General features: G+C 74.7%; 11 protein-coding genes and 1 pseudogene. 3 read left to right on the forward strand and 9 right to left on the reverse strand.

Annotated elements, in window-relative coordinates; genetic code table 11:
- Positions 1–40 precede the first annotated feature (40 nt).
- The 4 genes and pseudogenes from cobA to ABT008_RS15875 all read right to left on the reverse strand — a co-directional run bounded on the left by cobA (position 41) and on the right by ABT008_RS15875 (position 4,967).
- Positions 41–886: a uroporphyrinogen-III C-methyltransferase gene (cobA, locus tag ABT008_RS15860; RefSeq protein WP_350697106.1), complete on the reverse strand. Its 846-nt coding sequence runs from the start codon at positions 884–886 to the stop codon at positions 41–43.
- A 78-nt stretch (positions 887–964) separates the two neighbouring features.
- A pseudogene (locus ABT008_RS15865) lies at positions 965–2,347 on the reverse strand (cobyrinic acid a,c-diamide synthase CobB); the annotation flags it as partial.
- The gene (gene cobO / locus ABT008_RS15870) at positions 2,341–2,955 is read right to left on the reverse strand and encodes a cob(I)yrinic acid a,c-diamide adenosyltransferase (RefSeq protein ID WP_350696958.1); all 615 of its coding nucleotides are present in this window, start codon (positions 2,953–2,955) and stop codon (positions 2,341–2,343) included. The gene cobO and the pseudogene ABT008_RS15865, both read right to left, overlap by 7 nt.
- Positions 2,955–4,967: a magnesium chelatase subunit D family protein gene (locus ABT008_RS15875; protein ID WP_350697107.1), complete on the reverse strand. Its 2,013-nt coding sequence runs from the start codon at positions 4,965–4,967 to the stop codon at positions 2,955–2,957. Before ABT008_RS15875 ends, cobO begins: the two co-directional genes overlap by 1 nt.
- A gap of 312 nt (positions 4,968–5,279) precedes the next feature.
- Between ABT008_RS15875 and cbiE the strand changes: the two genes are divergently transcribed.
- Genes cbiE through cobF form a run of 3 tightly spaced genes read left to right on the forward strand, consistent with a single transcriptional unit; the run spans position 5,280 to position 8,043 of the window.
- Complete coding sequence (gene cbiE / locus ABT008_RS15880; RefSeq protein WP_350697108.1) at positions 5,280–6,491, forward strand: precorrin-6y C5,15-methyltransferase (decarboxylating) subunit CbiE; 1,212 nt, start codon at positions 5,280–5,282, stop codon at positions 6,489–6,491.
- Complete coding sequence (gene cobM / locus ABT008_RS15885; RefSeq protein WP_350696959.1) at positions 6,488–7,258, forward strand: precorrin-4 C(11)-methyltransferase; 771 nt, start codon at positions 6,488–6,490, stop codon at positions 7,256–7,258. The genes cbiE and cobM overlap by 4 nt, the downstream gene beginning before the upstream one ends.
- Positions 7,259–7,272: 14 nt before the next feature.
- Entirely contained in the window at positions 7,273–8,043 is a 771-nt protein-coding gene (cobF, locus tag ABT008_RS15890; protein WP_350696960.1) for a precorrin-6A synthase (deacetylating), read from the forward strand.
- A gap of 106 nt (positions 8,044–8,149) precedes the next feature.
- Here the strand turns inward: cobF and deoC are convergent, their stop codons facing one another.
- From deoC to ABT008_RS15915, 5 genes are all read right to left on the reverse strand, one after another.
- On the reverse strand, positions 8,150–8,860 hold the full coding sequence (deoC, locus tag ABT008_RS15895) for a deoxyribose-phosphate aldolase (protein WP_350696961.1): 711 nt from the start codon (positions 8,858–8,860) through the stop codon (positions 8,150–8,152).
- Between the two features lie 128 nt (positions 8,861–8,988).
- A complete protein-coding gene (locus ABT008_RS15900) occupies positions 8,989–10,005 on the reverse strand; it encodes a zinc-binding dehydrogenase (protein WP_350696962.1) in 1,017 nt (338 codons plus the stop codon).
- Between the two features lie 56 nt (positions 10,006–10,061).
- Positions 10,062–11,537: a xylulokinase gene (locus tag ABT008_RS15905; protein ID WP_350696963.1), complete on the reverse strand. Its 1,476-nt coding sequence runs from the start codon at positions 11,535–11,537 to the stop codon at positions 10,062–10,064.
- On the reverse strand, positions 11,534–12,358 hold the full coding sequence (locus tag ABT008_RS15910) for a carbohydrate ABC transporter permease (RefSeq protein ID WP_350696964.1): 825 nt from the start codon (positions 12,356–12,358) through the stop codon (positions 11,534–11,536). The genes ABT008_RS15905 and ABT008_RS15910 overlap by 4 nt, the downstream gene beginning before the upstream one ends.
- The gene (locus ABT008_RS15915; RefSeq protein WP_350696965.1) at positions 12,358–13,329 is read right to left on the reverse strand and encodes a carbohydrate ABC transporter permease; all 972 of its coding nucleotides are present in this window, start codon (positions 13,327–13,329) and stop codon (positions 12,358–12,360) included. The genes ABT008_RS15910 and ABT008_RS15915 overlap by 1 nt, the downstream gene beginning before the upstream one ends.
- Positions 13,330–13,331 lie beyond the last annotated feature (2 nt).

The following is a 13,331-nucleotide window of genomic DNA, read 5'->3' on the forward strand; positions in this document are numbered from 1 at the left end:
GTTCCCCCGGGGCGGGCTCAGACGTCGTGCCGGGGCGGGCTCAGAGGTCGCGCCCGGGGCGGGCGCTGGCGTCGGCGAGCTGGGTGACGTCGGCGAACGCGGCGACCGCGCCGATCACGGTGACGGCGGGTGCGCACAGGTGGTGGGCGGCGGCGACGGCGGCGATGTCGTCCAGGCGTCCCCGCAGTACGCGTTGCCGATCGGTGCCGCCGTTCTCCACGCTGACCGCCGCCGTGGCCGGGTCCATGCCGTGCCGCAGCAGCGCGGCGGTCACCTCGGGCAGCGTCTGCACCGCCATCAGCAGCACGATCGTGGTGCCGGAGCGGGCCACTCCGGCCCAGTCGACGGTGCTGCCCGGGTCGTCGGGTGGCAGGTGGGCGGCGAGCACGGTGAAGCCCTGGGTCAGACCACGGTGGGTGACCGGCACCCCGGCCATCTCGGGTACGGCGACGGCGCTGGTCACCCCGGGCACCACCTCCACCGGCACCCCGGCGGCCCGGCAGGCCAGCATCTCCTCCATGCCCCGGCCGAAGACGAACGGGTCGCCGCCCTTGAGCCGGACCACCCGGTGTCCGGCGCGGGCCTCGGTGACCAGGACCTGGTTGATCTGCTCCTGCGGGACGAACGCGCCGCGCGGCACCTTCGACACGTCGACGACCCGGACCCCGGGCCGCAGGTCGCGCAGCACCGCGTGCGGCACGAGCCGGTCGGCCACCACCACGTCGGCCTCGGCGAGGCGGTCCAGAGCCCGGCGGGTGAGCAGACCCGGGTCGCCGGGGCCGCCCCCGACCAGCGTGACCCGACCGACGGCGGGCGGATCGGCCGGGACGGGACCGGTCGACCCGGACACACGCGGGGTCGGGATCACCCCAGCCGCCCGGCCCACGACAGCCGAGCCGGTGGCAGCGGAGCCCGCGACGGCCGAGGCGGCGGTGGGAGTACGCGGTGCCGCGCCGGTGGTGTGCCGGTGGACGGCGGTGGCGAAGCGGGCCGCCAGGCTCGGGTGTCCGGCCCAGTGCACGTGCAGGTAGGAGGCGTGCACGGTGCCGGACACGACGCCGTCGGGCACCGGTGCGGCGGTGCCGTGCGCGGCGGACGGTCGGGGCCGGAACCGCCACGCGGGCGTGCTGTCGGGGTCGGCGTCGACGCGGGTGCGGTGGAACTCGTGGCCGGTGACCTGCTGGTCGACGTCGGCGAGCACGCTGTCCGTGGCGGCCCGTGCGTCCCGGTAGCCCAACGTCAGCCGGTCGGTCATCCGGGCCCGCACCGGCAGGACCCCGGTCATCGGTGCACCGTCGAGGTCGCGGGCCAGATAGAGCAGCCCGGCGCACTCGGCGACCGTCGGGACGCCACGCGTGGCGGCGTCGGCCACCGCCCGGCGCAGAGGTGCGTTGTCCGTCAGACCGGCGGCGTACACCTCGGGGAAGCCGCCGCCGAGGTACAGCCCGGCGGTCCGCTCGGGCAGCGTCGTGTCGTGCAGCGGGTCGACCGTGGCCAGCCGCAGGCCGGCCGCCGTGAGCAGTTCGTCGGTCTCGGCGTACCGGAAGGTGAAGGCCGGTCCGGACGCGACCGCGACGGTCCCCTCGACGGTGAGGCCGGCCAGTTCGGCCGCCGGGTCCCAGGCCGGGCCGGGCAGCGCGGGTGCCCGGCGGGCCACCGCGACCACCTGGTCGAGGTCGATCCCGGCGGCGACGTGGGCGGCGAGCGCGTCGACGGTACGCGCGGCGGCGGCGGCCCGCTCGGCGACCGGCACCAGGCCGAGGTGCCGGCTCGGGGTGTCCAGGGTGGCGTCCCGGCCCAGCGCCCCGAGCACCGGCACACCGGTGACGGCCAGCGCGTCGCGGACCTCGGCCTCGTGGGTCACCGAGCCGACCTTGTTGAGGACCACCCCGGCGACGGTGAGCTGCGGGTCGAAGGTGGCGAAGCCGTGCACCAGCGCGGCGATGCTGCGCGAGGCGCCGGAGACGTCCACCACGAGCAGCACCGGGGTACGGGTCAGCCGCGCCACGTGGGCGGTGGAGGCGAACCCGGCCCGGCCGACCGCGCCGTCGAGCAGACCCATCACGCCCTCGACGATCGCGATGTCGGCGGGTGCACCGACGGTGGCACCGTGCCGCAGCAGCGGCAGGATCCGCTGCTCGCCCTGGAGGAACGGGTCGAGGTTGCGACCTCGGCGGCCGGTGGCCAGCTCGTGGTAGCCGGGGTCGATGTAGTCCGGCCCGACCTTGTGGCCGCTGACGGTCAGGCCGCGTCGCCGCAGCGCCGCCATCAGGCCGGTGGCCACCGTGGTCTTGCCCTGCCCGGAGGCGGGGGCGGCGACGATCAGCCGGGGCGGGAGGGTCACCATTCGATGCCCCGCTGGCCCTTCTGACCGGAGTCCATCGGATGCTTGATCTTGGTCATCTCGGTGACCAGGTCCGCCGCGTCCACCAGCCGGGGGTCGGCGTCCCGCCCGGTCACCACCACGTGCTGGTGGCCGGGGCGTTCCCGCAGCGTCTGCACCACCTCGTCGACGTCCACCCAGCCCCACTTCATCGGGTAGGTGAACTCGTCGAGCACGTACAGGTCGTGGGCGGAGGTGGCGAGACGACGCTTGATCTCGGCCCAGCCCTCCGCGGCCTGCGCCGCGTGGTCGCTCTCGGTGCCCTGGGTGCGGCTCCAGCTCCAGCCGGCGCCCATCTTGTACCAGGAGACCGGGCCACCCTGGCCGGTCTGCTCGTGCACCGTGCCGAGGGCGCGCAGCGCGTGTTCCTCACCGACGGTCCACTTGGCGCTCTTGACGAACTGGAACACCGCGATCGACCAGCCCTGGTTCCAGCCGCGCAGGGCGAGCCCGAAGGCGGCGGTGGACTTGCCCTTCGACGGTCCGGTGTGGACCATCAGCAGCGGCCGGTTGCGGCGTTGCCGGGTGGTCAGCCCGTCGTCCGGCACGGTGACCGGTTGGCCCTGTGGCATCAGGCGACACCCCTCTCGGTGCGGACGGCGGTGTGGGCGCGGACCGCGTCGGTGAGCGCGTCGGCGGCGACCCCCTCCAGCGGCAGGTACTGCCCGCCGAGCGTGGTGGCCAGGTCGGCGGCGAGTCGCATGCGTACCCGGCCCTGCTCGCAGTCGACGACCACGGCGCTGGTGCCGGCGGCGGCGAGCAGCCGGGCCGCGTGCCGGGCCCGACCCACGGCGTCCGGGCCGGTGGTGGCACGGCCGTCGGTGACCAGCACCAGCAGCGGACGCCGTCGCGGGTCGCGGATCCGTTCCACCCGCAGCACCTCGCGGGCGCGCAGCAGCCCCTCCGCCAGCGGGGTGCGGCCCCCGGTCGGCAGCGTGGCCAGTCGGGCGGCGGCCACCTCCACGCTGGCGGTGGGCGGCAGGGCCACCTCGGCGTCGGTGGCGCGGAACGTGACCAGGCCGACCTTGTCCCGGCGCTGGTAGGCGTCGAGCAGCAGGGACAGCACCGCGGCCTTGACCGCGCCGACCCGCTGGCGGGCGCCCATCGAGCCGGAGGCGTCCAGGCAGAACAGGATCAGGTTGCCCTCGCGGCCCTGCCGCACCGGCAGCCGCACGTCGCCGGGGTGGACCAGGATGCCGGGGCCTTGGCGGCCCCGGGCCCGCTGGTGCGGTGCGGCGGCGTGCAGGGTGGCCACCAGGTGGGGCCGGCCGGTCGTCGCGCCGTCCGGACGCCGGGCGCCGACGGTGCGGCCGGTGGTGGTGCGGGCCGGCGAGCGGCGGCCGGCGACGCCGAGGCCGCTGCCGGGGACCTGTAACAGCCGGGCCCGGTACGGCGCGCCGGCCGGCACCGGGGCGGGTACGGTCCGCTCCCCCTCGGTGCCCGGGGCGGGCGGGGTGTCCGGGCGGGAGCGGTACGGGCGCTCGTCGGCGGCGTCGGCCTCGGGGTCACCCGGGCCGCCGCCGTCGGGCGGGCCGTCCGGGTCGTCCGGGCCCGGTGGGCCGTCCGAGGGCGGATCCGGCTCGTCCTCGGGCGGTCCGGGCTCGTCCAGTCCGGCGTCGTGCAGCGCCCGGTCGAGGTCGGCGGCGTCCTGCTGCGGCGGGTCGAAGGGGTTGCGGCGGCGGCGGTGCGGCAGCGCCAGCCGGGCGGCGACCCGGACGTCGCCGACGCTCACCTCGGTGCGCCCGCACCAGGCCGCGTGGGCGATGGCGGTCCGCGCGATGACCAGGTCCGCACGCATCCCGTCGACCTCGGCGGCGGCGCAGAGGGCGGCGATGCGGGTCACCGTCGCGTCGTCGAGGCGTACCGTCGGCAGCAGGGTCCGGGCCCGGGCGACCTGTGCGCCCAGCGCCGCGTCGGCGTCGGCGTACCGGGCGGCGAAACCGTCCGGGTCGGCCTCGTACGCCAGCCGTCGACGCATCACCTCGGCGCGCACCTGCGGGTCCCGGCTGGCGGCGACCTCGACGGTCAGGCCGAAGCGGTCCAGCAACTGCGGGCGCAGTTCCCCCTCCTCGGGGTTCATGGTGCCCACCAGCACGAACCGGGCCGCGTGGGTGACCGAGACGCCGTCGCGCTCCACCGTGGCGCGGCCCATCGCCGCCGCGTCGAGCAGCACGTCCACCAGGTGGTCGTGCAGCAGGTTGACCTCGTCGACATAGAGCAGGCCACGATGGGCGGCGGCGAGCAGACCGGGGTCGTACGCGGTGACGCCCTCGCGCAGTGCCCGTTCCAGGTGCAGCGCGCCGAGGAGGCGGTCCTCACCGGCGCCGACCGGCAACTCCACCAGCCGGGCCGGACGCGTACGGGCCGGTGGGTCGGCCGGGTGCGGCCCGTCCGGACAGTCCGGGTCGGGTGCCACCGGGTCGCAGGAGAAGCGGCAGTCGGTCACCACGTCGACCGGGGGCAGGAACGCGGTCAGGGCCCGCACGGCGGTCGACTTCGCGGTGCCCTTCTCGCCTCGGACCAGCACACCGCCGATCGCCGGGGAGACCGCGCACAGGTTCAGCGCCAACGCCATGTCGTCCATGCCGACGACGGCGGAGAAGGGGTACGACCGCACGGCCACACCTTTCACCTCGCGTGGGTCCTCGCCCACGGCCGGTCACCGACCACGCCGACGCAGCGGCCGACGTGGTACGACGCAGCGAGTGTCTGGCTTCCGGTGGCCGGCGCGATGCCGGACCGGTCACAGTGGCGGGACCGCCCCGGATTCGCCGACCCCACTCGGGCCGACTCACCGGTGTTCCCCACCGCGCCGTCGTCGCCGATGATGTCACACCGACCCCCCGGGGCGGCAGGGTCGCGGATTGCTGGACTACCGTTGCGCCGCGTGAGGTCCATGACATCCCCGGTCGCCGTGGTCGGCGTCGGCGCGGACGGCTGGGCGGGGCTCGGCGAGCGTGGACGCGACGCGGTGCGGCAGGCAGAGGTCGTGCTGGGCGGCCAGCGGCACCTGGACCTGCTGCCGGACAGCGTGTCGGCGCAGCGGGTCGCCTGGCCGACGCCGCTGCTGCCGGCCCTGCCCGACCTGCTCGCGACGCACGCCGACCGACGGATCTGCGTACTGGCCAGCGGCGACCCGATGTGGTTCGGCATCGGCACGCACCTGGTCCGGCTGCTCGGCGCCGACCGGGTGCGCGTGGTCAGCCATCCCTCCTCGATCGTGTTGGCGTGCGCGCGGATGGGCTGGCCGGTGGAGCGGGTCACCGTCCGCAGCGCGGTCGGCCGTGACCTGGACGAGGTCCGCCGCGACCTCGCCCCGGGCCGGCTGCTGCTGGTGCTCAGCACCGACGCCGCCACCCCCGCCGCGCTGGCCCGGCTGCTCACCGACGCCGGGTACGCCGACAGCGAGCTGACCGTGCTGGCCGCGCTCGACGCCGACACGGAGCAGCGCGTCGACGGCCGGGCCGGGCAGTGGTCCGCCCCGCCCGGCGCACCGCTGAACGTGGTCGCGGTGCGGGTCGCCGCCGCGCCCGGCACCCGGGTGCTGTCCACCGTGCCCGGTCTGCCCGACGACGCCTTCGCGCACGACGGCGCCCTGACCAAACGAGAGGCTCGCGCATTGGCTCTGTCCCGTCTCGGTCCCACCTGCGACGACCTGCTCTGGGACGTCGGCGCCGGCAGCGGCAGCGTGGCCGTCGAGTGGCTGCGCAGCGACCCCAGTATGTCGGCGGTGGCGGTGGAGAGCCGCGACGACCGCGCCGACCGGATCGTCGCCAACGCCCAGAACCTGGGCGTACCCCGGTTGCGGGTGGTCCGGGGCCGGGCGCCGCAGGCCCTCGCGGACCTGCCCGCACCCGACGCGGTGTTCGTCGGCGGCGGGCTGACCGCGCCGGGGATCTTCGACGCGGCCTGGGACGCGCTGCGGCCCGGCGGGCGACTCGTCGCCCACGCGGTCACCCTGGAGGGCGAACGCGAACTCACCGACCAGATGGCCCGGCGCGGTGGGGACCTGACCCGGTTGTCGATCGAACGCGCCGAGCCGCTGGGCGGTTTCACCGGGTGGAAACCCGCCCGCGCGCTGGTGCAGTGGGCGGTGAGCAAGCCATGACGATTCACTTCATCGGCGCCGGACCGGGCGCCGCCGACCTGATCACCGTACGCGGGCAGCGCGTCCTGGCCCGCGCCCAGGTCTGCCTGTACGCCGGCAGCCTGGTCCCCGCCGACCTGCTCGCCACCTGTCCGCCCGACGCGCGGCTGGTGGACACCGCCGAGCTGACGTTGGACGAGATCGTCGCGGCGATGGTCGAGGCGCATCGCGACGGGCACGACGTGGCCCGCCTCTGCTCCGGTGACCCGGCCGTGTTCAGCGCGGTCGCCGAGCAGACCCGGCGGCTGGACGCGGCCGGGGTGCCGTACGAGATCGTGCCGGGTGTGCCGTCGTACGCGGCGGCGGCGGCCACGTTGCGCCGGGAGCTGACCGTGCCGACCGTCGGGCAGACGGTGATCCTCACCCGTACCCAGGCCCGGTCGACGCCGATGCCACCCGGGGAGACCCTGGCCGAGCTGGGCCGCAGCCGCGCCACGCTGGTGCTGCACCTGGCGGTGGCACGAACCCGGCAGATCGCCGGGGAGTTGGTCGGGCACTACGGGTCGGACTGCCCGGTGGCCGTGGTCGCCAATGCCAGCCGACCCGACGAGGTGGTGCTGCGCGGCACCCTGGCCGACATCGCCGACCAGGTGGAGGCGCACGGCATCCGCCGGACCGCAGTGATCATCGTCGGGGCCGCGCTGGCCGCCGACTCCTTTCCGGACAGTTACCTCTACTCCCCCGGCCGGGACCGCAGCGCCAAGCGTCCGACCGGGTCGGCGGGATGAGCGGGGTGAGCGCGGTGCGGACGATCCTTGTGATCGGCATCGGGGCGGGCGACCCGGGTCAGCTCACCCTGGCCGCGGCCGAGGCGATGCGCCGGGCCGACGTGTTCTTCCTGCTGGACAAGGGCGCGGAGAAGCACGACCTGATCGCGTTGCGGCAGGAGTTGCTGGCCCGTTTCGCCCGGCCGGAGCACCGGGTGGTCGAGGTGCGCGACCCGGACCGGGACCGGAGGGCCGACGGGTACGTCACGGCCGTGGACCAGTGGCGGCGGCACCGCGCCGACCTGCTGGAGGAGGCCGTCGCCGCGCACCTGCCCGACGGGGGCTGCGGCGCGTTCCTGGTCTGGGGCGACCCGGCTCTCTACGACAGCACCCTGGCGGTGGTGGAGGAGATCCAGGCGCGCGGGCGGGTCGCGCTGGAGCACACGGTGATCCCGGGGGTCAGCAGCGTGGCGACGCTGGCCGCACGGCACCGCATCGGGCTCAACCGGGTGGGTCGGGCGTTCCTGGTCACCACCGGCCGGCGGCTGGCCGAGCGGTTGCCCGCAGACGTCGACGACATCGTGGTGATGCTGGACGCGAACTGCTCCTTCACCCACTACCTGGACGAGGACTTCGACATCTTCTGGGGCGCCTACCTGGGCACCGCCGACGAGATCCTGGTCGCCGGACGGCTGTCGGAGGTGGCGGAGCGGATCGTGGAGACCCGCCGGGAGGCCCGCCGCCGCAAGGGCTGGATCATGGACACGTACCTGCTGCGTCGCCGGGACCCGGTCGCCGAGGCGTGACCGGGCCGCCGAGGCGTGACCGTGGCGACACACGACGGGCCCGGGCGCGGGTGCGAGGGTGCCTCTCGCCGGCCCACGCCCGGGCGGTCACGTCGTCACCGGCGGGTCAGTAGCTGACCGTCGTGGCGGTGGCGGTGTCCGTGACGATCGCGATGCCGGCGCTGGTGCCGAGCAGTTCGGCCCCGGCCCGCAGCAACGCGACGGCCTGCGGGTAGGACTTGATGCTGCCGGACGCCTTGACCCGGCTCCGGCCGGCGGCCCGGGACACCAGGTAGCCGATGCTCTCCGGGTTGGCGACCTCGACAGCACCGCTGCTGGCGTTCTTCAGGTACGCCGCACCCGCCTCGATGGACAGTTCGACGGCGGTCTCCCGCTCGGCGGCGGTCAGCAACGGCAGTTCGAGCATCACCTTGATCGGCACGCCGGAGGCGCGGACGACACCGGCGATGTCCTCGCGGAACTCGTCGTACATGCCGCTCTTGAGCCAGCCGACCTGCACGCCGATGTCGATCTGGGCGGCACCGGCGCGGACCAGGCTCTCCGCCTCGAACGCCTTGCCCGCGCTGGTGGTCACGCCAACGGTCGGGAAGTCCAGGGCGGAGGCCACCTGCACGTCGGTGCCGCGCAGCACCTCGGCGACGACCGGCACCCAGGAACCCGGCACCATCGCCGCGTTGAAGCCGTGCGCGAGCGCCTCCTCGGCGTGCTTGATCATGCGGTCCCGGGTGGTGCCCACCTCGATCAGGGTGTGCTGGATGTACGGCGCGAGGGCGGCCGGGGTCAGGTCGGCCGGCAGGGCCGTCGTGGCGGACGTCATGGCGAGGATCTCCTTTGTGCGGACGTGCGGCACCCGGCGGCCGGCGTCGCGCGCCTCGGCCGCCGCAGTGGCGGATCTGGGGATGGTCAAGGACCGGGTGAACGGGAGCGGGACACCGCTCGGTCGGGTCACGACCAGTCGATCAACACCTTCCCGACGTGGCCGGCGTCGGCCGCGGCCAGCGCCTCGGCCGCCTGGTCGGCGGGGAAGGGCGGGGCGAGCAGGTGCGCGAGCGCGGGCAGGCCACGGGCGGCCCGGAGCACGGCCGGGAACTCCGGCTGGGTGAAGACCCAGCTACCGAGCACCCGCAGCTCCTTGCGGATCACGTCCACGCCGGGGTCGATCTCCATGCTGTTGTTCGCGCCCAGCAGCACCACCGTGCCGTGCGGCCGGGCCAGCTTCATCACCTGCGCCTGCGCGGCCGGGTTCGCCGAACACTCGAAGACGATCTCCGGCCCACGGCCCTCGGTGACCGCCGCGACGGTGGCGACCGGATCCTGCCCGCGCGGGTCGACGACCACTGCCCCGAGCGTCTTGGCCAGGTCCCGCCGCCCCTCGATGGGGTCGACGGCATAGACCTCGGCCCCGGCGGCCACCGCGAGGGCCACCACGCTGCAGCCGACCGGCCCGAGGCCGAACACGGCGACCCGGTCGCCGACGCCGACGCCGGACTTGCGCACCGCCGAGTACGCGGTGCCGAAGTTGCAGGCGATCAGCGTCGCCAGCCCGTCGCCGACGTCGTCGGGCACCGGCAGGACGCCGGTCGCCGGAGCGGTGACGTACTCCGCGTCGGCGCCGCCCCGGTGGTTGCCGAGCGTCCGCCGGTCGGCACAGAACATCGGTTCGCCGCTGCGGCAGAAGACGCACTCGTCGCAGCCCGAGTGCTGGTAGACGATGACCCGGGTGCCCTCGGCCGGTCCGGCGCCGGAGGCGGCGGCTGTGGCGATCACGCCCACCGCCTCGTGGCCGGGCACCGTGTGCAGGCGGTTGTCGAGTTCCGCCGCCGGCTTGCGGTAGTGCGGCAGGTCGCTGCCGCAGACCGCTGACGACGTCACGCGTACCAGCACCTCGTCGTGGGCCGGCACCGGGCGCGGCACACTGCGTACGACCGAGGTGCGGTCACCGGTCAGCATCAGTGCCCGCATCGACGGTTCTTCCGTGGGGTGGGCTTCCATCTCGCGTTCTCCTCGGATGTCGCGTGTCACGCCAGGTCCGCCAGGTCGAGGTACCGGCGGTACAGGGCGTCGTAGACAGGGACGGTGGTGGGGTCGGGCAGGTGGCGGCGGGCGGCGGGCCGGGACCCGGCGGCGTGCGCCAGGTCCGGGTACCGACCGAGGCCCACCCAGGCGGTGAGGGCGGCACCGCGCAGCGGTGCGGCCTGCGGGTCGCCGGCCGGTACCTCGATGGCGCGGCCGGTGACGTCGGCCAGGATCTGGCCGAAGACGCCCGAACGGGCACCGCCGCCGATCGCCGTCAACGTCGGTCCGGCCAGCTCCGGCGGCAGGTGTCGCAGCACGTCACGGACCTGGAGGGCGATGCCCTCCATGGTGGCCCGGACGAGGGCGCCCGGTCCGTGGCTGAAGTCGAGGCCGTCGATCCGGCCGCCGGCCGCCGTCCAGTGCGGGGTGCCGACGCCGGCCATGGTGGGCGCGAAGAGCAGGCCGCGAGCGCCGGGTTCGACCTGCCGGGCGTCGGCCGACATCCGCTCGTACGCCGTGTCGTCGTCGCCGTAGCGCAGCAGTTCCCGCAGCCAGCGCAGGGCCGACCCGCAGGCCGGGATGGTGCCCTCGACCGAGACGCAGCCCTCGACGACGTGGGCGGCGCGGACGAACCCGGCGGGGTCGGCGACGTCGCCGACGGCGGCCGGGAAGACCATCGTCGCCGAGGTGCCGAGGTTGACGGTGGCGGCGCCGGGACGGACTCCGCCGCCACCGGCCGCCGAGCACTGCTGGTCGCCGCCGCCCACGTAGACGGGCAGTCCACGCGGCAGGCCGGTCTCCTCGGCGATCTCGTCGTGCAGGGCACCGGCGACGTCGGTGGCCGCGCACAGCTCGGGCAGGCGGTCGCCGTCGAGGTCGAAGGCGGCCAGCAGGTCCTCGCTCCACCGTCCGGCGTGCAGGTCGAGCAGGCCGTACCAGGAGGCGCAACTGCGGTCGACCTGCGGTCGGCCGCCGGTCAACCTCGTCAGCAGCCACTCCTGGACGCCGACGAAGACGGCCGACGCGGCGTACGCCTCGGGGGCGTGTGCCCGGAGCCAGACCAGGGTGGCCAGGGCCGGCATGGTGCTCAACGGCATCCCCGACACCCGGCTGTAGGTCTGCGCGTCGAAGGCCGCCCGCATGGCGTCCAGCTCGCTCGCGCCCCGCTGGTCCATCCACAGCACCAGCGGGGTGACCGGCCGCAGGTCGGCGTCGAGTCCGGCGACGGAGGCCCGCTGGGTGGCCAGCGTCAGCGCGACCACCCGGTGCCCGGCCTGGTCGGCCATGGCCCGCACGGCGCGCAGCTCCCCGACGGTCACCTCCCAGATCGCCGGCAGGGACTGCTCCGCCCGGCCCGGCTGCGGATGGTCGACGGCCAGTTCCCGGCTGTGCTGGCCGTGCACCTCGCCCCGCTCGTCGACCAGGGCACAGCGGATCCCGGTGGTGCCGGCGTCCACCACACACACGACGTCGGTCATCCCTTGACCGCCCCGAAGCTCATACCGGTGACGAGCTGCTTCTGCGACACGAAGAGCACGACGGCTACGGGCAGCACGGCCAGCGTCCCGGCGGCCATCATCGGACCGATCGCCACCGACTGGAACTGCATGAACCCGAGCATCGCCACCGAGACCGTCTTCGCCTCGCCGCTGGCCAGGGTCAGCGCGAAGACGAACTCGTTCCAGGAGAAGATGAAGTTCAGCACCGCCGCCGCGGCGACGCCGTTGCGCACCATCGGCCACGCCACGCTGACGAACTTGCGGGTCTCCGAGCAGCCGTCCAGGTCGGCGGCCTCGAAGACCGCCGCCGGCAGGTCGGCGAAGAAGCTGCGCAGCAGGAAGAACGTCACCGCGAGGTTGACCACCGTGTGCATCACGGTCAGCGCCCACACCGTGTCGATGCCGCCGAGCTGGCGGAACAGCACGAAGTACGGGATGACCACGACGACCGCGGGGAGCATCCGGGTGGACAGCACCCAGAACTCGAAGTCGGCGCGGCCCCGGAACTTCATCCGGGCGCAGGCGTACGCGGCCGGGGTGGCGGCGGCGATGGCGATCGCCGAGGAGACCACGGCGACCAGGACGGAGCGGCCGATCGCCGACATGAAGTCCGCGTCGCCGAACAGGTCGACGAAGTTGAACATGTAGAGCGGGGCCAGCCAGTCCGGCGCACCGCCACGGATGTCGCTGGGGGCGGCGAAGCCGACGCGGAGCATGAAGGCGAACGGCAGGACCGACCAGAGGATGAGGCCCCAGATCGCCACGGTCCGCAGGACCCGGCCTTTGCGCGTCTCGTGCACTAGTGCTCCAACCGTTGCAGCGCGGGCGCGGCGAACCGCTTGCCGAGGATGAAGAGGACGACGAGCAGCAGCAGGCCGAGCGCGGACGCCTCGCCGATGTGCAGGTCGTTGAAGGCGGTCCGGTAGATGCGCACGACGAGCGTCTCGGTCGCCGCGCCCGGCCCTCCCCCGGTGATGATCCAGATCGAGTCGAAGGTGCGGATCGCGTCGATCGCACGGATCGTCACGACGAAGGCCACCAGCGGCTTGAGCATCGGCAGCGCGATGCGGACCAGCCGCTGCACGGCGTTCGCGCCGTCCAGGGCGCCCGCCTCGAACGTCTCGTCCGGCAGCGACTTGAGCCCGGCGAGCATGACCAGGGTGATGAACGGCGCCCACTGCCAGATGTCGACCACCACGAGGGCCACCACGGCCAGCATCGGCTCGGAGGTCCAGCCCGGGGTGGGCAGGCCGAGCGCACCCAGGGTGGCGTTGATCTGCCCACCGTCCGGGTTGAGCATCAACCGCCAGGACAGGTACGCCGCCACCGGCGTGGCGCCGAACGGCAGCACCAGCAGGGCCAGGTAGAGCCGGCTGCCGCGCAGTGGCCGCCAGAGCAGCGAGGCGGCGAGCGTGCCCAGGGCGAACTCGGCGACCACGGCGACGACCACCATGCCGACGGTGAGCAGCACCGCCCGCAGCAGACCGGGCTCGGAGAGCGCGTCGGCGAAGTTGGCCAGTCCGGCGAACCCCTGCTCGTCCGGGCGGGTCAGGTCGTTGCGTCGCAGCGACCCGACCAGCACCGACACGAACGGATAGAGCGTGAACGCGAGCAGCAGCACCGTCATCGGCGCGAGCATGCCGACGAGGAAGAGTCGCCGGCCCCGGTCCTCGCGGGGGCGGCGCGGCGGGCCACCGGTGGTGCCCGGACGCGTCGGCGGCGTCGGGTCGGCGGCCTGCCGCGCGAGCACGGCTGTTCGATCTGCGGACATCA

Source organism: Micromonospora sp. NPDC002389 (assembly GCF_040296095.1).
Classification (GTDB): domain Bacteria; phylum Actinomycetota; class Actinomycetes; order Mycobacteriales; family Micromonosporaceae; genus Micromonospora.

Bases quoted from the DNA above. Each gene is read 5' to 3' on its own strand.
- cobO (WP_350696958.1), bottom strand. From the start codon at position 2,955: ATGCCACAGGGCCAACCGGTCACCGTGCCGGACGACGGGCTGACCACC.
- cbiE (WP_350697108.1), top strand. From the start codon at position 5,280: ATGACATCCCCGGTCGCCGTGGTCGGCGTCGGCGCGGACGGCTGGGCG.
- ABT008_RS15900 (WP_350696962.1), bottom strand. From the start codon at position 10,005: ATGCGGGCACTGATGCTGACCGGTGACCGCACCTCGGTCGTACGCAGT.
- ABT008_RS15905 (WP_350696963.1), bottom strand. From the start codon at position 11,537: ATGACCGACGTCGTGTGTGTGGTGGACGCCGGCACCACCGGGATCCGC.
- ABT008_RS15915 (WP_350696965.1), bottom strand. From the start codon at position 13,329: ATGTCCGCAGATCGAACAGCCGTGCTCGCGCGGCAGGCCGCCGACCCG.
- deoC (WP_350696961.1), bottom strand. From the start codon at position 8,860: ATGACGTCCGCCACGACGGCCCTGCCGGCCGACCTGACCCCGGCCGCC.
- cobM (WP_350696959.1), top strand. From the start codon at position 6,488: ATGACGATTCACTTCATCGGCGCCGGACCGGGCGCCGCCGACCTGATC.
- ABT008_RS15875 (WP_350697107.1), bottom strand. From the start codon at position 4,967: ATGGACGACATGGCGTTGGCGCTGAACCTGTGCGCGGTCTCCCCGGCG.